The organism is Pseudogracilibacillus sp. SE30717A, from assembly GCF_037071985.1.
Classification (GTDB): Bacteria; Bacillota; Bacilli; order Bacillales; family Amphibacillaceae; genus Pseudogracilibacillus.
The window spans coordinates 1-18,499 of the sequence record NZ_JAXHDF010000009.1; the positions used below are offsets into that span (position 1 = coordinate 1).

Here is an 18,499-nt window from a genome sequence, read left to right on the forward strand (position 1 = left end):
AAATAAAGAAAGGCAGAACAATCCGCCTTTCTCTACATTACATATATTTTTATATGACATGAAGATTATTAAAAAAGGACAGACTTATCCCGTTTACTCTGCGAACACAAAACAGAGCCTTTGAACGTATTTAATTACCGGTTCAAAGTTGGGAAACGAAGTCTTACATAATGCATTATTTTTTAATAATCCTCCTAAATGTAAAATGTACCTTTATATTATTATTTTCTTTAAAATAAGTCAATGTGAAAAATGAATTCCCCACATGATAATCCGATTTATCGAAATATGCCTGTTAATAAATAACCCTTCCTTTCAAGTTTTATTCTTTATCTGCTACACTTATAGTAGCATGTGAATGAAAGGATGGATAAAATGCGTTTGAAAGATAAAAAAGTCATCGCACTTGTTGATCATGAGTTTGAAGATTTAGAGCATTGGTATCCTGTTTATCGCTTACGTGAGGAAGGAGCACAAGTCGACTTAGTAGGTCCTGAAGCAAATACGACATACATAGGTAAATACGGGGTTCCTGCCAAAACAGACTTTGCATTTACAGAGATTAATGCGAATGAGTATGATGCCATTCTTGTACCAGGAGGCTGGGCACCTGACAGTCTTCGCCGCTATCCGGAAGTGCTGGAATTTTTAAAAGTCATGGACGAAGCGAAAAAGCCGATCGGACAAATTTGTCACGCTGGATGGGTGCTCATTTCCGCAGATATTTTACGTGGTAAAAAGGTAACGAGTACTCCTGGAATAAAAGACGATATGACAAATGCAGGAGCAACATGGGTAGATGAGGCAGTTGTTGTTGACGGCCATATCATTTCTAGCCGCCGTCCACCAGATCTTCCGCCTTACATGAAAGCTTTTGCAGATAAATTAGCAGAAAATTAATCATTAGCAATCCAAAGAAATGTCTTTAAAAAACCATCCATTATTACTTTGTGGATGGTTTTTACTGTTTCTACTCTCCTTCTCTTTCCTCTAATTGTCCTTCCGCTTCGAGAACCAACATTTGTAACGCAAAAATCAACAAGTAATTTTCATCCGTGATGTCTACTGTGTCGATGGCATTTACTGCTTTCTCTGCTCGCTTTACCTGTTGCCAATCTACAGAATCTTTTATTGTATATGCTTCTTCTTCATTTACATTCCAATTTTCAGCTGCATCTTCTTCAACAAACAGAGCATTGACCTCATCTTTTGCCGTTTTAATAATATCTTGTGACCCAATAAATAGAAATTGAATGACACATAACAAAACGAACACTAATAAAAGACCAAGACTAATCACCCTTTTCTTTAGTCTTTTCTTCTCCGCTTTAGGAGCAGACTCCATTTTTTCCGGATCGACATAAGTGGACAGCATTTCTGTTACTTTAGCTTTAGGTATAGTCGTATCTTTGGGGATGATAATGATTGGTCCTTTATTAAAATATAGGAAAAAGTTCTTTTCATCAGAAGAGACCCTTTCGATATCTGCCCACTCTAACAACATATTGCCCTTTTCTTTTTTCTCATGGATTCCATTTTCCGTTATATGCAAGATAAAGGATTCAGATTCATTTGGAAAATCTTCCATATTCAATTTACGGATAAGTACTTTCTGAATAATGGTTGACACCGACATTGCTACGAATATCGCCAAGATTACATAAATACTTAACTGTACTGGCTGGAAGCTCGGTTTCACCATAAATAAAACGATAAAAATTATAGCACCTGCTAAGATCGATAAATTCGTCAGCTGATTTTTAAATTTTCCTGTTGTTATAAAGACATTTTTCAGTAATGCCTCTATATTTTCCTTTGCTAGTACCCCTTTTATATACATCTTCTTCAATCCATCTAATTGCTTCATAGTTAATCATATCAAGAAAAAGTTGCCTTACCATCAACTAAAGGAACTATTTTCAGACACTTTATTAATCATGTTAAACAATGAAAAAGTAATGTTAATCAATCGTCGAACAAAATGACATCCGTATATTTTATGATACATTCAACAAATAAGGGTGGTGTTACTAATGTTATCGATTAAACATCTTAGAAAATCGTATGGTGCGACGAATGCTTTAAAAAATATTTCAATCGATTTTAATGAAGGAAGTTGTTTTGGTTTAATCGGTCCTAACGGTGCCGGGAAGTCTACTTTGATGAAAATTTTAGTTGGAATTATCGAACGGGATGAGGGCATAATCAAATCCAAACATACTAAAAAAGAGATTGGATATGTGCCTCAAGAATTATGTTTAGAAGAAAATGTATCTGCCCTGCAGAATTTATTGTTTTTTGGAAAGCTTTATCACTTAAAAGGTACAGCCTTAAAAAAACGTGCAGAAGAGGTTCTTGATTCTGTCGGACTTACCGAACGAAAAAAAGATAAAGTCAAAACATTTTCTGGTGGAATGAAACGCCGGTTAAACATCGGTTGTGCCCTGATGAACAATCCCCGATTAATTATTATGGATGAACCGACTGTCGGGATTGACCCGCAGTCAAGGCAATTTATATTGAAGATGGTAGAGCAAATGAAAAAAGAAAACCGAACGATTATTTATTCGACGCATTATATTGAAGAAGCTGAAAAGGTATGTGATGAGGTCGCTTTTATTGATAAAGGGGAAATTGTACAACAAGACTCAATAGAAGATCTTTTACGAAATCATGCTATCCCATCTATTTATTTTAAATTACAAGAACCTTATGAGAAACAATTAGATATCCATACATTTGGAGATGTAGAAGCATATAAAAATGGCTATATGCTCTCCACAAAAAATCCGATGCTAACTATGGAAAATATGTTACAAATCAGTAAGGAAAAAAAGGTGATTTTTGAGCATTTTGAACTTATGCAACCAAGATTAGAAGATGTTTTTTTCAAAATAACTGGCACAGAATTACGTGCTTAAAGAATGTAGGAGGTCGTCTAAAATGTCAGCAATTTTTAAAATGGAACTGATGAACAATGCACAAGATCGAGGTCTTTATTTTTGGACATTTTTACTACCAATTATATTTATGGTCTTATTTATCTCCATTTTCTCTTCTGGAACAATGGCAGACCAAAAGGATGAAGTGATCCTTTCCATCGTTCCAGGATATACAGTGATGTTTGTCTTCTTTATCATGATATCCATGTGCTTTTCATTCAATAAGGATAAAAACAATGGGATGATCGCACGCTTAGCGAGTACACCCCTCCCTTCCTCATCCTATTTAATTGGTAAATGGTTATCTTTTATGATTATTGTAATGATCCAAATTCTCGTGTTGTTCATTTTTGGTAAAGTCGTTTATAATATCCCTTTAGAACAACCTTTTTTCTTAAGTTTACTTTCTATTATATTAACGATTTCTATAACTGGAATGGGCCTTGCTTTATCATTAATAGTTCGCACGCAAAATATGGGAATAGCAATAACGCAAGTTGTTACATTTGGCGGTGCAATAATCGGTGGGTTATGGGTGCCCCTTGAGTTGATGCCAAATAATATTCAAAAAATCGGTAAACTCACTCCCCAATTTTGGGCACATGATGCCTTTATGCAATCGATGACAGGTACACTGAGTTTCACTAGCTTTCTAGCAAGCTCCCTAATCCTATTAGGATTTGGAGGGATAGGTTTTTTGATCGCATGGGTTTCATATCCAAATTTTCTTAAGCGAGCTAAAAATTAATAGATGTAAAATATTGGGGGATTTCCATGAAGATACAGGTCGATATTGATGATCAATACGAAGAAACTTCGATAACGATACAGACGAATGAATGGACTGAAGAGCTTGAGCGATTGTTAGCATTTATTAAAAGCGAAACACCTAAGCGGTTATTCGGAATTGAAGGAGAACAAACTATTTTACTTGATCCAGAGAAAATAGACTTTATTTATTCTGAAAACCGTAAAGTGTATGCTGCAATAGATAACCGTCATTTGGAAATAAGATTGAAGTTGTATGAAGTAGAAGAAATGTTGTCTCAACATCATTTTATGCGTTTTTCTAAGTCTGTAATCGGAAATATTGATCGAATAACTCGTTTTGAGCTATCTTTCAATGGGAATCTATGTGTTTATTTTCAATCAGGAAATAAAGAATATATCACTAGAAAATACGTTACAAAAGTTAAGAACAAGCTGATGACGGGAGGGAAAAGCGATGATATTTGAAGTGGTTAAAAGAATATTTACCGGCATAGCATGGGGAGGCCTCGTAACCTTTTTCTCTTTAACTGTTTTAATGATCAACGACATTAACCCTGACATTTCCACGATCTGGCTTTATATGCTAGCAAGTTTTGTCATGGGGATTTACTTTGGACTCGCGGCATTTATTTTTATCATTGATTCATGGAGTCCGTTGAAAAAAACAGTGATCCATTTCTCTCTTTCAATTACTGTTTACTTTTCAATAGCATTTCCGATCGGCTGGGTACCCCTTACACCTCTCGCTATTATTATGTCGTCAGTGAGTTTCTTATTATTCTATATCGTTTTTTGGTCTGGTTACACATTATATTATAAAAAAATTGAAGAATCCCTTAATGACTCTTTGCAAAAGAAGTAGTGCAAACGAATCTGGTTTTTAGTTCTAACGAACGTTATAAATTGCGAGCTAATTTCCGGAGGTACGCCACTATTCGATTACTATGAGTCAATTTTGCTACTAATAAAAAAGGAGCTAGCCTTTTTAACGACTAAACGTTAGAAAGCTAGCTTCTTTTGGTTTGTAAAATAAAAATAGACCGATAAAAAACCATGAAATTGAGATTAAAATTGCACCTGCAATATCGGTGACGTAATGTGCATCTAACATAATTCTGCTCAATGCAACCGCGAAGATCAGTCCGATATAAACAATATAAGAAATAAGTTTGGTTGCTGTATTTTTAACATACATAAACGTTAAATAAATCAAAAATAAAAATAATATAGTTGCTCTCATTGTGTGACCACTTGGAAAACTATATGATTGAATCTCTAAATTGATATTAAAGACTTCTATATAACTCACTTCGTCCCCAGGTCTTGCACGCTGAATGAGCATTTTTAATAACAAATTTAGAATGACTCCTCCTACCGATAAAGTGAAGAAGAAAAATAGATTTCTCCAACTTCTTTTCAGTAACAGGATAAGCCCGATAAGTACAGTAATCAGTAATACTACTTCACTCGAACCAATAAACGATGCTATATTCATAAGTTTTAATATAAATGCATTTGAATTCTGATCCGCCCAGTAAGCAACAGTTTCATCAATTAAAAATCCTTGCGTACCCGATGTCATGAAGGCCACAATCATAAATAAAAATAAAAATACAACAGAAATAATTAAAAATACTTTGTTTCTTGATCTAATTTTAAGCCACCACTCTTTCTTTAACCAAAAACTTTCTACTTTATTTTACAGGATTCGATTTAGCAATACAATCAATCTAGCAAAATGTAATCTGATTGTATTGTTAATGGTTGAAATAAAACAAAAACGCTATATAATATAAAATAGTGTTCATATTGATTCGGGGCATTAGCTCAGTTGGGAGAGTGCCTGCATGGCATGCAGGAGGTCATCGGTTCAAGCCCGATATGCTCCATTAAGAAGGCGATAGACGTTGGTATTACGGCGTTTATCGCTATTTTTATGCGGTAAGTTAACGGAATCCTAAACGGTTATATCAGCGTACAAGCAGGCGCTGTACTCGATGTCTGGCAAGCGCGTGTAAAATTTGAAAAGGAGATATTAATGTGAAAGGGAAACGTGCTAAACGAAAAAGACAAGGGGTTTCTACAAAAAGTGAACGAACATCAGTGCGACAAAGAGCATTCGATACTCGTTTAGAGGTAATTTTCAGTACTTTTATACGAGATAGAAAGGCAGAGGGAGTCGGAGATAGAGCTGTAGAGGATTACGAATACAGTTTTAAGTACTTGCTTAAATACCTCGACTTGGTTGGTGAGGAACACGATATAAGGAATGTGACAGAAGATGTAATTCGTGATTACATTGTACACATGCAGGAAGAAACAGTTAAGTTCGAGGGACATCCTTTTAAGACTGATAAAGATAAGGAAAAGGGGTTGTCCGTAAGTACGATTAACACACGCATAAAATCACTAAGAACGTTGTTTAATAGGCTTGAAACTAGCGGAGCATGGGAAGGTAACATCTTTAAGAATATTAAGAACCTTAGACAACCCGTTGAGAGAATAGAAATATTAACTCCCAAAGAAATACGAGAGTTGCTCCGTATTCCTGATCGACGCAGCTATGCCGGATTCCGAGATTATGTAATAATACACTTCCTACTCGATAGTATGATTCGTATAGGAGAAGCTGTTCAACTAATTAAATCGGATTTTGACTTTGGGGGCAGGAGCGTTACTGTACCCGCTCATGTGGCTAAGAATAAAAACTTTCGCATAGTCCCTCTATCAGACAAGACGCTGCGACTTATTAAGGAATTAATAGAGGAGAACGAAACAGACTTCGATAGCGAATATATATTCTTGACTAATTATGGTGAGCCGATTGATTCCGAAAGATTCCGGACAAGGTTGAAAGAGTTTGTTAAGCAGACAAGCATTAAAAAGAACGTATATCCACATTTATTAAGGCATACTGCTGCAACAAGTTTTTTACAGAATGGAGGGGATATTCGTCATTTACAAATGATTTTAGGACATGCTGACTTGCGCATGGTGCAACGTTATACCCATCTCTCGAATCCATCTCTAGCTCGCCAGCATGGGAGATATACGATTATGAACGACTTGGAGGGGAAATTAGAGAAACCACGCAAGATAAAAAGATAAAAAAAGCGAGGAGGCTTCGGCTTCCTCGCTTATACTATTAATCTACCGACATCGCAACTCGGACTTACAAAACTATCCTTCTCTGCTACTTGTTTATTGACCGTTCTTGCAAGCTCCGCGCAAGCCTGCGGATTTAGTTCTTCTATCTTCGCGAGTTCTTCTTCGATAAACGGCTCGGGATTTTCATTTGCGTATATAAGACGCCAGTTAATATGTCCCGGCTCTACCGTAATATAAGTCGGCTCATAATCGTTATCATGTGTTATTTCGATAATAACGGGCTTTCTTTTATCGTCTAATCCTCCGATTAATATCCGTTGCTGCGTATCGACTTTTGCTCTACGTTCTAGCCATCGCCTGCAAATTCGCGCTACTTCGTTAGGACTTACCGTCTTTAAATCTCGTTTAGTAAGGTAGGCGTGTAATTTTAACCGGATGTCATAATCTCCCGTATAGCCGATTAAAACGCGATCGTTAATTTGGAATAGTTTCGGAGCGTCGTCAAAATATACGTCGTTATCTTCTATATAAACTCTCCTGTGATCACCCGACATAACAATGAAATTCTCTGTAATAAAAGCGTTAACCATTGACATTATGCGTCCACTCCCCCTCTAGATTGCATAAAGAATTGAGTCATTAGTTGGGCGTTTATTCTCCCTAAATCATTAGGCGTTATCTCTACGGTATGCCAACCGCGTTGAACTCTTTCCTCACTGTCGCGGCTTAAATAAGGTATTAAATCGATACTATCGCCCGATAAATCTGTATGAGGAATAGGCTTTCCATCGACTTTTATCGTTACTTTAGTCGGCATACGATCCAATTTAAAAATACCGTGTTCAATTTCGTGTGCGTGATCCGGTATATTTATTTCGTGTGAGTGATTTGGAATATCCATCGAATGCGAGTGATTCGGAATATTTACCGTATGTGTGTGGTTAGGTGTTGAAAAATTATGATTATGAGACGGTATATTTACGGTATGTGAATGACTCATGTTATCCGCATTAAATAAAGTCGTATGAGTATGATTGTCATATCCCCCTGCAGAAGGAGCGCTCGATATAAAAATTGAATCAGGAAATGATTTCACACTACTTGACTGCGTGCTTCCTCCACCGCTCTGCGTAGATGTACTCGTACCCCCTCCGCTCGAACTTGTTGCCGTAGTCCCTCCGCCCGAACTCGTAGATTTAACGACTCCACCGCCTGCAAACGTAGATTTGACGACCGCGCCTCCGCCTTTTGTTGCTCTCGAATATAATATATAAGTCATATGATCTCCTTTCTTTTACCTAATCTCACGCTAAACTTGCTATCAATTAAGGACAATATGCAAATGCCATTTAATTGTTACCTGCCTCTGTTAACTCCCTCCCATTTGAATTGCTGCTATTTCATTTGGCAATGTCAATCCTCCTTATATTTCAAAAAATTCCATTTTATGATACAATGCCCTGTTAAAGGGGGTGCTTGTAAGTGAAATTTAAAGGCGAATTAAACGGGTTAGATAATGTAATGAAGAAATTTGAAAATCTTGGAAATGCGAAATGCCCTGATTGTTCTTCCGACCTTTATTTAAGAGATAACAAAATGTTTTGTAAAAAGTGCGATGAGTTTATGTTAAGGACGTGATTCTTGTCTTATGTTTCGGAAGTGACATTTACTTCTATGTCTCCCATTGAGTCCAACTCTTTCCGAAGTGTTTGGACTTTTTTATATGTTTCCTCTAACTTCTGCAATAATTTGATTGCTTTCTTAATCTCTGTATTATCGACTTTTGCCTTTACATTTACTACTTTTTCGTTGTTATCTTCCATTTTAAATTTCCTCCTTTAAAGTTTGACTTTCACTGTATTCAATTTTTTGTATAAAATAAAAAGACGAGCTGTTAGGCCCGTCCTTTGTAATTCATCCAGTATTTATAATCGTTATCTAAATTTATTTACCTCCCGACCGGTAAACTATAACGGACTAGCGTCCCCTTACCGTCTTTAGCTTGTCCTACACCGATGATTCTTCCTCCTTTTGTAGCGAGGAAATGCTCTAGCTCTTTCAACTCATCTGTTGTAACTTCTTGCGATTTTCTATAAAAATGTTTATCAATCATATTTATTAATCCCCCCTTGATTCAGTGTTAATTTAATTATCAAAGCGTTAAATAGCTTCCGGATTATTTAGAATTCGTTAATTGATTACGCCTTTAACTATTTCACGTATACGGAAGCTAGTATCTAATATGTTACTACTATGCCTTTGAATAGCGTACAACAAATCTAATTCGACCTTCTTTCGTTTCTGCTCTTCTGTGTAAGATTTATCTAACAACATATCGTAAATTTCTCTTATTTCTAATCCTTCTCTAGTTTTTTCAGTTATAGAATCCCCCTTCATCTTAGTGTCTAACTCTGTTTTTATATTTAAGAAATTCGCCAATAATTCCCGCGCAACTAGGTTGTCAATTACTCTAATTTGCTGTTTAAGTGAATCAACTGCAGATAAAAATTCATTTTCAACAACTAGTGAAGCCGTTATAATACCTGCTTGCGTTCTTGCGGAATGTATATCGCCAATGTTACTAGGTAATTCGTTAATTTCTCTTTCCAAATCTTGAATTAAATTTTCTATTTGCTTGGTATAAAGTTCTTGAAGGCTTTCGGATTCAGCTTGGAACACTAATTCTAACGCCTCAATATCTTCTTCCTTTGCTTGTTCTGATAATCGTGGATTTTCTTTAATGGATTTTATGTCACTTTGCAGTTTATAATACAAATCTTCTACGTCTTTTTTGATTCTATCTAATTTAGTATTTTTAACTTCGATTACCTTTCCTTCATTAATGTACATTTCAGCGTAGCTCTTCTCTATTTCATAAATTAGCCCCTTGGACATAGAATTACCCCTGTCATTAAAATCTTCCAATACAAATACCTCGATATACTTTACCTCTTCGTTATACATGTAAAATCCCCCTATTTTTATTAATTATTATTCTTCCTTTGCTTGTTCATATCCTATATACGCCCGGTCTCCCGGCGACTACTACTCCACACCGCGTAATATACCTAACTCGCTCCCATTCGATTTTTACGTCCGGCTGCATTGCTTTCGCCTCTTTAATCGCATCAAACTCACTTCTCTTCCCTCGAATAAGAGGCTCATACATAAGCGTATAAATTACGAAATTAGAATGACTATCATAAGCTATTACTGCGGTATTCATTGGGAACATATCGAACCTTTTGCCTTTCCTTGTCCGCTTGTATAGACGTCCCTGCTCGTCTCTCTCGATACAATAATCGCCCGAATATTTAATCATAATAATCTCCGATTAAATAGCCGTATTCTTCTCTTGATTCTGTCTCATATCGCCCATGATCCTCGATCTCGTATTCATCGTCTTGTTCGCTTCCGATAGAGCCCAAATTGCCATAAATTGAAATTATTTTATCGTCGCGACGCTCTTTCCTCTGTTGTTCGATAAATGCTTCGTGACTTCCCGCGCTTTGCCTTCGTATTATAACGTGCTGTAAATGCTTAATATTTCGTAACTGCTTCGGTACGTCCAGTGCTTTTATTCCGCCTACCCGCTCGCGAAAATCTTCGGCTGGCTGTCTGCCGTAAACGTAAAAATTACCGTCTTTACCGCCCCTGCGTCGAATATACTTTATCACTTTGTCTACGTCGTAAAATAACCGTATTTCCGAATAATGACCGTTCTTGTAATCATCGATCGTAATTATTAAGCCATGATCGCCTGCCTCCGAATAAGCAACGCGAAAGATTCTCGGTAGTTTAGTAAGTTTGTAGTCCTCGACGTTGAAATTCCGGCCATCGTATCTGACCGTTATATTGACCGAGCTGTCCGCGTGCTTTAATCTTTTTTCAACTTCGTCTATGTCGTTAGATATTGCGATCGTCTCGCCGTTGTTTATCTCGCCGAAATATAGGCCGTCTTTAACTCGGATGATTGCCCGCCCGTCTTTTAGCAATGGGTAACGTCTACCTTCGCGAGTTTCTTTTAGCTGTCGAATGTGCTGAACGTAGCTTTGTCCGATTAATGTTTCATTAAAAACGCAATACAAACAAGCTCCCCCTCTTTCAGTAAACTGATAACGCCTATTTGACGCTAATTTATTGCGGGTATAACCGTCTTTTTTAAGACCTTGATTAATCACGAATATGTTGGGTATCAAACGACTATTAAACATAAAAAATAGGCTTATAAGCCTTGTTTACCTAGGTTTGAATAGCCTTATCTGATTCTTATCTACATAGCCCTTGACGCTAATTACCCTACCGTCCTTATCTGTTTCCTTCTCTTGAATATCCGCTCGCTCTAGTAATTGTCTAATGTGAGGCGGGTAAGTAGAGTAAATACGCCAATTCCCGTCGATAGGATCATAGTTGTATATCGTTTCTTGTTCTTCTCGCAAATAATAGGCCATATTAACTCGCTCTTTCCTCTTTAAATTTTTCGGTAACTACTTCTTCAAATAGTTCGCGGGCTTCTTCCTTGCTTATGAAGTCGCTTAAATGACTATATAATTTCATTTTGTAATCTACGATAAAACTCATAAGTACTTCATCAACAGGCTGCCCGCTCATGAGCGATATGAAATATACTATCGTGTTAAAGTTCTCATCGCTGATCTTGTCTTTCTTACGCATATAAAACTCAATAAAAGGCGCGTTATTTTTTGATGCATTGCAGGAAGCGCATGCCAGCACTAAATTTGACCGGTGATGTCGCCCGCCTTCACTAACCGGTATTACATGATCGACGTGATGACTTTCGCCTGTTTCTTCCTCCGAAATACCACAATAGATACATTTTCCATCAAATGTAGCAAATAGCGCCTGTAATTCTTTCCGAGTAACTTCGAGCGGTTGTCCGGCTTGCTCGGCACGGTATTTAAGTCCAGCATATAATGTACGTGATCTGTCGTTTAAGGACGATTTACAAGCCTTGCAGCGCGATGTCCTACCTCCTTTAACTCTTGAATCAATTTCGAATAATTCAATTTCTTTTTTATCTCCGCACAATCTACATACTCTCGTTTCGGTTTTCTTCTTTGTCATTGTCGATGTCGTCATTTCTCGTTTATCCCCTTTTTATTTTGTATAAGCGTCGATAGTGACGCCTTGTATTTTTTGTGTTTCTTTTAAAATTTCTAGCAATCTACTATTTTTCCCTGCTGTACCATTGACCTCGCGAGCAAATACCGGATTGCATGTTTCTAATTGGATATGCTTGTCCTCTATGCCTCGAATGGTATTTATTAAGGCGTTGTATAAGGGGAATATACCGTTAGTATCGTAATAATCAAACTCAATAACCTCTACGTTGTCCCCTTTATCCACCGTCATTTTTACTTGATAATCCCTATCATCCTTTTGTTCTAGTGTTTGTGTAATAAAAGTAGATTCCATTTACATAAACCTCCTGCCGTCGAAAATAAGATAATCATCGTAGTTAATATTAATATCATTTTGCTACCTCCATTCTTGCGAGCATCTTTTCGAATAAATTAATTGATTCAATTGCCCGGTCGAATGAGGTTACTGTCTTACTTATTTGTTCCTTTAATTTTTCGTTGTCCTGTCTTGTCATTGTCTGATTCCCCTTAATATTTTTTAGCCCTTGACATTTCCGAGGGCTTTACTTATAATGATAATGGATAGTTACTGATAATTTTAGTTAACATTTAAAAAATAATTGCTTGTCTGTTCTCTACGTTCCCGATAAGCGATAAAATTGGCGTTCGTAACGTCGAATTTTAAAGCGATCTTACTCGCTAAATTTTCGGAAACATTTCGGTGTCCAGCCTCAACTTGTGCGATTGTCGATTCCGCAACCCCTAACCACTTACTAAATTGCGGTTGCGTCATACCTTTATAATGTCTTATCGTGCGCACCAAATTACCTTTCATATCTAATTACCTCCTTATCTATTAGTTTTCTTACCATCAAGCCTAAAAAAATAGGCTTAACCGTGCGGTTATTCCTTCATATATACGATTTTCTGCAAGCTAAACTTTATCGACTTTCTTACTCGCTAAATATTCTTTTAACTCTTCCGGCGTCATTTTGTATGAAGTTACCTCGCCCGGCTCTCGGTTATGCTCCACGAAATGAACTTGCGTTCTACTACTCCCTACTTCGTCACCGTTATAAGTTAATGTTTCTTGTCTGCGCTTCCTTCCGCCGTTTAGCTCCTCAACCTGCCGAACTCCGATGATATAGTCTACTTTATTCGGTCTATGTGGTACAGCTATTTTCCATTCTTGATTGTCGCCGATTCGTTCATCTAGCCAAAAAGGATATTCAAGATGATCGTAATAGTAAATCTCTCTTTGCGTCGGCTTTTTCGGATTGTCTATACGATATTCTTTCCTTTGTCTTACCTTCTTAACTTCATTCGCACACCTCGATGAACAAGTTTTCTTGTTATTAGGACGTGTGTTATCTCTGAATGTTTCTTCGCAATAAGTACATTCTTTAATCCTCTTATCAGTAGTTTTCATTTCTTTATCCCCTTTTGGTTGTTTTATAGGATGTATATTTTCGGTACTAATAGCTTATTTATATATTTTATGAACTAAGAGAACGTCTAGCTAACATGATCCCTCCAACGGTTATCAAACTCTCGGCGCTTGACGTATTTCCTAATTTCTTGTTCGTCACATAACATAAGCGCGACTTCGATCATATCTTTATCTTTTGAGACCGTAACCGATTCCTCGCCCTCATCCGGCTCCTCAAACGCTAATCTGAATTTACTAGGTTTATAATATATGTGACCAACCTCGCGACTACGCGCCTTGTCTATTTCCGATTTGCGATGATATTTAATAAAGCCGTTATCGATTAGTTGTTTAATAGCGTTTTGAACTGTCTGCCGCGAATTAGTTCCGATCATCTTCATCGCTGTTCTAATCGTCAAATAAAAGATATTGCCGAACCTTTTCGAAGTAACTAGCATCGCATAAGCAAGCTGCTTCTGACGAAATGTTCCCGCATTAAGTACCGCTAATATCTCTGACTTGTAAATCGTTAAATCTCTATCCGTCCCCATGATCGTTTTATCATTGTCGTATACATAATCAACGAGACGATTCGTCTCTTTTAGCCAATACTCCGGCGTACTTCCCTCACTGAAATATTCGCGGGGAGTATTCTGTAATACGTCCATAATCACATCGACAGCTTCCTCTCGCTCCCAGCCTTGCGAATTGCCAAAGCAAGCAAGAGTATATGTCGTCTTATGCCTCGTACCGCTCGCGGTTAGTCTGCCTGTTTCGATAATCATAGCCGCGTTTTGTAGCGCCCCCGATAAGTCGATTGCATTAACGGAAATATCCGTACTGGATGCTACGCGCTCGAACTCCGCTTTTTGCTCCTCGGTCAAGTCGATATTAGAATCGGTAATAGCTTCGGAGGGCATCGGCTCTATACCAAGAATGTACTCATATGATTCGATCGGCTCTAGCGTTTCATTATCGACAAACCAGCAGCGATTACCCGTTCGCTGATGAATGCCGAGCGGTAACTTTACGCCCTGCGTCCAAGACGGACGAAATTCGATCTGCCCTTCCGACAATTCCCCGACGCTGATTAATACGGATTGATAAAACTTACGTAATTCCTCGACTTTTACCTGTTCCGAGAAAAATAAATCAACGTGATAACCTTTACCTCCACTCATATTGACGTGTATATCACTTCGATTAAGTTCAAATTCTTCGACTAATACGTAAACAAGGCGCAAGGTTATCCAGCGCGACATCGACTCGTTTTCACAATCTACATCGAATGTCATAAACTTACTGAAATAACCACCCGAAAATGTCCCGTAGGTTAGACCGCCCTGTAAATGCGTGGACAGCATACTGTCGTTGAACTTCGTTACTTTATTGTCTGCAGAATAAGTTAACGTAATATACTTGCCTTCCGGGAATTGAACAAGATACTTACTGCGCGTTTGAATGTAAAGCGTATTTATCTTATCGATAACGCTTTTTGTTGGCTGTTCCATTAATTAACCGCTCCTTTCTTTTCGGCGATATTTTGCTAGCTCGTTCTCTAACTCCTTGCTATTCTTAAATACGAATACGAGTTTTCCCGGCCGCTTATGTGATGGCTCGATATGGAGTAGTGAAAAATCCTTTGCCACCAAATCATTTGCGACTCTTAAACTTAAAATGCATTTGTATTTATCCAAGTTTTAACTCCTCCCTTTTAGTTTGAATGTACGTTTTCGGTACTAATAGCTTATTTATATAAAGGCATGAATGTAAGTACCGAATAATAGAGTGCTAGAATGATAGATTGCTCCGCGAGAGCTTGCCCCGAAGCGGTATCTCTTAATGTTTAACCACGATCTCAACTCCTCCCGTAATTAAAAATATCAAATCGACGTCTCTCCCTTTCTTTTCCTATCGTTTTCTCACATTAAAATAAAATTATAAGCGACAAGCTCGTAAGCCTGCCGCCGCGAAAAATACTCTCTTATTGTTAAATACGACTAACCGTATAAATTGCCTAAGGTTAAATTTCTCCTCACTTCGATATAAGCGACTATTCGTTAAATTTATGCACGAATTACCGGCATATTTTTCGGTCTTAGATAACGTTAGCGGAAAATTAATCCCTCTCCTCATATAAGATATAAGAACTAAACACCTTTTCCGCAATACTCTAAAGGTATATTTCATTATAACGACCGTAAATCGCCTTAGATATGAATTTTATGTAACCCTAACTCAATCTTTTGCGCCCCCTTTTCCCTTCAACCCTCCTAGCGTTAAAACGGCATTGATAGCGGGGAATATTCGAAAAGCCCTTCCCTATTGTTATATACGGCCAAGAGCCTAAAAAAGGGGGTATATTTCGCAACTCTTTTCAGAAGCGCATATATTTGTATATGAACGTTCACACTTTCGTCACAATTAACTGCATTATAGCTTGACAACGCCTCAATCCGTGCTATAATTAAATAGAATCAAAATATAATAGGATTATTATGCGAAAAATGCAGTCCTCTATATTAATATCGGCAGGCTTAAACGGAATGTTTAGGCTTTTTCTTATATTTTTACAACTTCATCAATTTTGATACAAACATTCAACGATTTACGTATCTCCTCGCTTTTAGTACGATTCCCCGATAATCTTTTATTCGCCTGCTCGAAACTACTCCGGAATGTATTCCGCAATATCTCCAATGAGATCAGTTCATCTTTGATGATTCGACGCTTCCGTAACATATTTTGAAGAGCCACCGCATACTGATAACCCATTTCTTCGGATAAGTCTGTCTTTTCCAAGTCATGATAAAGCGCGCTAATCTGCTTGTCCACCCGCGAAAGCTCGTCTCTAAGTCGGTAATAATTTTGTTTAATAGTTTCGTAGTTTTTCCGCATTTGCTTATAAGGATTTTCGTATAATTTCATAGCGCCACGACCTCCTGTTCATCGCTAGGAACGATTTCCCAACCGTCCGCTAGTCCAATATATGTAGCCTCCGATTTTAATGCCGATAATTCTTCCGCCGAAACCTCGCAAGTGCCTAACGTTGCCCGCACGCTAATGCCTGTAATTTCTCGGAATACTTTCGGATCAACGTTGTACCTCATAGCGCCTGCTACTGTAAAGTTATACCATCCTACGATTGTCTTTTTAAACTTGATTACGTTTCTCATTATCATTCAACCTCCATAGCGCCAATCCATCGGCGTTGATACATAAATTCAAATAAGTCGGTAATACGGAGCGAATAAAAGTGTTCAAATAGTTCTGCAGCATCCTCATTCCACATAAACGTTTCAACCTCACGATCACGATATTCAAATGTCGCCTGCCCGCTATCATAAAGGTAAAGCGACAATTCTTCACCTAACTTTAATTTCTTATGCTTTAACGTAATGTATCCGTCTAAGTCTTTAAAAACCTCCGAAACAATCTCGCAATCTCTCAAATGATCCTCTAACTTAAAGCCCTCAATAATATAAGCGTTCATTTTTATTTCCTCCTAGAAAGTTAGTATTTTAAATAACATAAATATCGATAAACCTACGCAGCCTCCGTTAAACCCGTAAAAAGTAATATAATCGCTGGCCGGCGCTGATTCGTCCGGGTCGTGTAGAAATTGATTGTTTAGTTTTCGAAAGATATTTGATACAATACTCATAAGGATTCATCCTCTCATATCTGCCCCGGCGTCGTTATTCATTCGCAGTGATAAACGCTAGGGGCATTTTATTCTCGGCAACCATCTTTTAGTAAACTGTCGTATTCTTCGAACGCATTTTTAATATTGTTTGGCATCTCAAACCTCCTCTCGGAAAATATGCACCGGTGCATTAATTACCTTCGGCGATGTCCAACCTATTACTGTTCTTCGATAACTAATAACGATGTCCATCATATCCCCTTCAAATTACTTTTAACCACCTTAGTGTTCATTTATTTGATTTTAATTATAAACACCTTAGTGTGCATTGTCAACAGTTATTTTTAAAAAAGTTAACACACTATAGTGGTTATTAGTTATAATTAGTACATACTATAAAACAGGAGGGAAAATAATGATTATTATTAAATTAAAAGAAACAATGAAGAAAAAGGGATACAATATCGGAACTCTTGCGGAAAAAGCAGACATGCATAGAAATGGCATATCAAAAATTCTTAACAACAAAAATAGCGGGATTGAATTCGATACTCTTAATAAGCTTTGTAAGGCTTTAGAATGTAATGTACAGGATATAATTGAATTTGAAGAAGATGAAAATAATTAGTAGGTATAAAATGACTAGGGTGAATTTCTAAAATATAAGTTAGAAAGGATATGCAAAATGAATAATAATCAAGCACACCAAAATAATAATGAACAAACATGCTTATATTTCACTAAAAACAACATCCAGGAGAATAATTGCTATGGTATGTCGAAACAACAATTTATTGAAATACAAAATTGGCTAAAAGATGCTAAACCTAATGAAAATAGTAATAAATTCCCGGATTTTATTTTTAATGATGGCTTTATTGAACATTTTGCAGTCACTTCTTCCTTCGAGGGGAAAAAAGGGGCAAAGCAGAAGAAGGAATCTATGCAATTCAAAAGTAAAAGTGAAGCTAATTTTATAAAAAATCTTGATAGTTGTGAGGAAGATACATTAGTTAGTAAATCATTTGCTCGTCCGTTTGAACAACACAGTCATTCTAATATTGTAAAATCTATCAAAAGAAACTGGGAAAAGCATATAAAAAACTACGAGAAAAGTAATTTCCAATCTAAACATAGTATTTTTCTACTTGAATATACAGATAATAATATTCATACCGCAATCTGTGTAGAAAATGAACCTTCAAAAGTATTTGATTCTTATAGAATAAGCGCTGACAAAGAATTATTAAATTGGATATATAAATTCAAAGACAAAATTGATTATTTAATTCTTATTAACCTCATCTCGTCTTCAATTGAGGTAATTAGAATAGAAAATATTCCAGAGATTATAGATGTAAATACATATGGTATATTCGAACCTGTTATAGGATTGGAGTCACATAAATTTGCTGGTATTAAAATTGCGAAAAGAAATATTTAAAAATCTATCGGTTAAGTAACATAAAATAAAACAATGACATCAATATCAAATCCGCAG

The 18,499-nt window shown here is 36.9% G+C and carries 27 protein-coding genes and 1 tRNA gene; 10 read left to right on the forward strand and 18 right to left on the reverse strand.

Annotated elements, in window-relative coordinates; genetic code table 11:
* The first annotated feature begins 375 nt into the window (after positions 1-375).
* Positions 376-900, forward strand: a complete 525-nt coding sequence (locus SPD48_RS14385) for a type 1 glutamine amidotransferase domain-containing protein (RefSeq protein ID WP_336258831.1) — start codon at positions 376-378, stop codon at positions 898-900.
* A gap of 70 nt (positions 901-970) precedes the next feature.
* Here SPD48_RS14385 and SPD48_RS14390 read toward each other — a convergent pair whose 3' ends face one another.
* Positions 971-1,867, reverse strand: a complete 897-nt coding sequence (locus tag SPD48_RS14390) for a YcxB family protein (protein ID WP_336258832.1) — start codon at positions 1,865-1,867, stop codon at positions 971-973.
* A gap of 166 nt (positions 1,868-2,033) precedes the next feature.
* Here SPD48_RS14390 and SPD48_RS14395 point away from each other — a divergent pair, with 166 nt between their 5' ends.
* Genes SPD48_RS14395 through SPD48_RS14410 form a run of 4 tightly spaced genes read left to right on the forward strand, consistent with a single transcriptional unit; the run spans position 2,034 to position 4,575 of the window.
* A complete protein-coding gene (locus tag SPD48_RS14395) occupies positions 2,034-2,921 on the forward strand; it encodes an ABC transporter ATP-binding protein (RefSeq protein ID WP_336258833.1) in 888 nt (295 codons plus the stop codon).
* 22 nt (positions 2,922-2,943) lie between these two features.
* Positions 2,944-3,690: an ABC transporter permease gene (locus tag SPD48_RS14400; protein ID WP_336258834.1), complete on the forward strand. Its 747-nt coding sequence runs from the start codon at positions 2,944-2,946 to the stop codon at positions 3,688-3,690.
* A gap of 26 nt (positions 3,691-3,716) precedes the next feature.
* Entirely contained in the window at positions 3,717-4,178 is a 462-nt protein-coding gene (locus tag SPD48_RS14405) for a LytTR family DNA-binding domain-containing protein (protein WP_336258835.1), read from the forward strand.
* Positions 4,168-4,575, forward strand: coding sequence for a DUF3021 domain-containing protein (locus tag SPD48_RS14410; RefSeq protein ID WP_336258836.1), 408 nt, complete (start codon positions 4,168-4,170; stop codon positions 4,573-4,575). The genes SPD48_RS14405 and SPD48_RS14410 overlap by 11 nt, the downstream gene beginning before the upstream one ends.
* Positions 4,576-4,698: 123 nt before the next feature.
* On the opposite strand, the gene SPD48_RS14415 is transcribed toward SPD48_RS14410, so the two are convergent.
* Complete coding sequence (locus tag SPD48_RS14415) at positions 4,699-5,295, reverse strand: phosphatase PAP2 family protein (protein WP_336258837.1); 597 nt, start codon at positions 5,293-5,295, stop codon at positions 4,699-4,701.
* A 234-nt stretch (positions 5,296-5,529) separates the two neighbouring features.
* On the opposite strand from SPD48_RS14415, the gene SPD48_RS14420 reads away from it, so the two are divergent.
* Both SPD48_RS14420 and SPD48_RS14425 read left to right on the forward strand, forming a co-directional pair.
* A tRNA-Ala gene (locus SPD48_RS14420) sits at positions 5,530-5,602 on the forward strand.
* A gap of 151 nt (positions 5,603-5,753) precedes the next feature.
* The gene (locus tag SPD48_RS14425; RefSeq protein ID WP_336258838.1) at positions 5,754-6,821 is read left to right on the forward strand and encodes a tyrosine-type recombinase/integrase; all 1,068 of its coding nucleotides are present in this window, start codon (positions 5,754-5,756) and stop codon (positions 6,819-6,821) included.
* A gap of 29 nt (positions 6,822-6,850) precedes the next feature.
* Here the strand turns inward: SPD48_RS14425 and SPD48_RS14430 are convergent, their stop codons facing one another.
* Both SPD48_RS14430 and SPD48_RS14435 read right to left on the reverse strand, forming a co-directional pair.
* Positions 6,851-7,417, reverse strand: a complete 567-nt coding sequence (locus SPD48_RS14430; RefSeq protein WP_336258839.1) for a hypothetical protein — start codon at positions 7,415-7,417, stop codon at positions 6,851-6,853.
* Positions 7,417-8,100: a hypothetical protein gene (locus SPD48_RS14435; RefSeq protein ID WP_336258840.1), complete on the reverse strand. Its 684-nt coding sequence runs from the start codon at positions 8,098-8,100 to the stop codon at positions 7,417-7,419. Before SPD48_RS14435 ends, SPD48_RS14430 begins: the two co-directional genes overlap by 1 nt.
* 203 nt (positions 8,101-8,303) lie before the next feature.
* On the opposite strand from SPD48_RS14435, the gene SPD48_RS14440 reads away from it, so the two are divergent.
* Entirely contained in the window at positions 8,304-8,459 is a 156-nt protein-coding gene (locus tag SPD48_RS14440; protein ID WP_336258841.1) for a hypothetical protein, read from the forward strand.
* An 8-nt stretch (positions 8,460-8,467) separates the two neighbouring features.
* Here SPD48_RS14440 and SPD48_RS14445 read toward each other — a convergent pair whose 3' ends face one another.
* The 14 genes from SPD48_RS14445 to SPD48_RS14510 form a co-directional block, all read right to left on the reverse strand.
* On the reverse strand, positions 8,468-8,644 hold the full coding sequence (locus SPD48_RS14445) for a hypothetical protein (RefSeq protein ID WP_336258842.1): 177 nt from the start codon (positions 8,642-8,644) through the stop codon (positions 8,468-8,470).
* A 125-nt stretch (positions 8,645-8,769) separates the two neighbouring features.
* Positions 8,770-8,934, reverse strand: coding sequence for a hypothetical protein (locus SPD48_RS14450; protein ID WP_336258843.1), 165 nt, complete (start codon positions 8,932-8,934; stop codon positions 8,770-8,772).
* A gap of 77 nt (positions 8,935-9,011) precedes the next feature.
* Entirely contained in the window at positions 9,012-9,785 is a 774-nt protein-coding gene (locus SPD48_RS14455; protein ID WP_336258844.1) for a hypothetical protein, read from the reverse strand.
* Between the two features lie 46 nt (positions 9,786-9,831).
* The gene (locus tag SPD48_RS14460; RefSeq protein WP_336258845.1) at positions 9,832-10,143 is read right to left on the reverse strand and encodes a hypothetical protein; all 312 of its coding nucleotides are present in this window, start codon (positions 10,141-10,143) and stop codon (positions 9,832-9,834) included.
* Positions 10,136-10,498 carry a hypothetical protein gene (locus SPD48_RS14465; RefSeq protein ID WP_336258846.1) on the reverse strand — a complete coding sequence of 121 codons (363 nt, stop codon included), beginning with the start codon at positions 10,496-10,498 and terminating at the stop codon, positions 10,136-10,138. The genes SPD48_RS14460 and SPD48_RS14465 overlap by 8 nt, the downstream gene beginning before the upstream one ends.
* A 775-nt stretch (positions 10,499-11,273) precedes the next feature.
* Positions 11,274-11,921 carry an HNH endonuclease gene (locus SPD48_RS14470; RefSeq protein WP_336258847.1) on the reverse strand — a complete coding sequence of 216 codons (648 nt, stop codon included), beginning with the start codon at positions 11,919-11,921 and terminating at the stop codon, positions 11,274-11,276.
* Positions 11,922-11,939: 18 nt separating this feature from the next.
* Positions 11,940-12,257, reverse strand: a complete 318-nt coding sequence (locus SPD48_RS14475) for a hypothetical protein (protein WP_336258848.1) — start codon at positions 12,255-12,257, stop codon at positions 11,940-11,942.
* A 55-nt stretch (positions 12,258-12,312) separates the two neighbouring features.
* Entirely contained in the window at positions 12,313-12,438 is a 126-nt protein-coding gene (locus tag SPD48_RS14480; protein WP_336258849.1) for a hypothetical protein, read from the reverse strand.
* Between the two features lie 83 nt (positions 12,439-12,521).
* Positions 12,522-12,758, reverse strand: coding sequence for a helix-turn-helix transcriptional regulator (locus SPD48_RS14485; protein ID WP_336258850.1), 237 nt, complete (start codon positions 12,756-12,758; stop codon positions 12,522-12,524).
* A 99-nt stretch (positions 12,759-12,857) separates the two neighbouring features.
* Positions 12,858-13,352 carry a hypothetical protein gene (locus SPD48_RS14490; protein ID WP_336258851.1) on the reverse strand — a complete coding sequence of 165 codons (495 nt, stop codon included), beginning with the start codon at positions 13,350-13,352 and terminating at the stop codon, positions 12,858-12,860.
* 86 nt (positions 13,353-13,438) lie between these two features.
* Entirely contained in the window at positions 13,439-14,863 is a 1,425-nt protein-coding gene (locus tag SPD48_RS14495) for a TOTE conflict system archaeo-eukaryotic primase domain-containing protein (RefSeq protein WP_336258852.1), read from the reverse strand.
* Positions 14,864-15,914: 1,051 nt separating this feature from the next.
* Positions 15,915-16,280 carry a hypothetical protein gene (locus SPD48_RS14500; RefSeq protein WP_336258853.1) on the reverse strand — a complete coding sequence of 122 codons (366 nt, stop codon included), beginning with the start codon at positions 16,278-16,280 and terminating at the stop codon, positions 15,915-15,917.
* The gene (locus SPD48_RS14505) at positions 16,277-16,528 is read right to left on the reverse strand and encodes a hypothetical protein (protein ID WP_336258854.1); all 252 of its coding nucleotides are present in this window, start codon (positions 16,526-16,528) and stop codon (positions 16,277-16,279) included. Before SPD48_RS14505 ends, SPD48_RS14500 begins: the two co-directional genes overlap by 4 nt.
* A 2-nt stretch (positions 16,529-16,530) precedes the next feature.
* On the reverse strand, positions 16,531-16,845 hold the full coding sequence (locus SPD48_RS14510) for a hypothetical protein (RefSeq protein WP_336258855.1): 315 nt from the start codon (positions 16,843-16,845) through the stop codon (positions 16,531-16,533).
* A gap of 568 nt (positions 16,846-17,413) precedes the next feature.
* On the opposite strand from SPD48_RS14510, the gene SPD48_RS14515 reads away from it, so the two are divergent.
* The gene (locus tag SPD48_RS14515) at positions 17,414-17,626 is read left to right on the forward strand and encodes a helix-turn-helix domain-containing protein (RefSeq protein WP_336258856.1); all 213 of its coding nucleotides are present in this window, start codon (positions 17,414-17,416) and stop codon (positions 17,624-17,626) included.
* Positions 17,627-17,683: 57 nt separating this feature from the next.
* Positions 17,684-18,442, forward strand: coding sequence for a hypothetical protein (locus SPD48_RS14520; protein WP_336258857.1), 759 nt, complete (start codon positions 17,684-17,686; stop codon positions 18,440-18,442).
* Positions 18,443-18,499 lie beyond the last annotated feature (57 nt).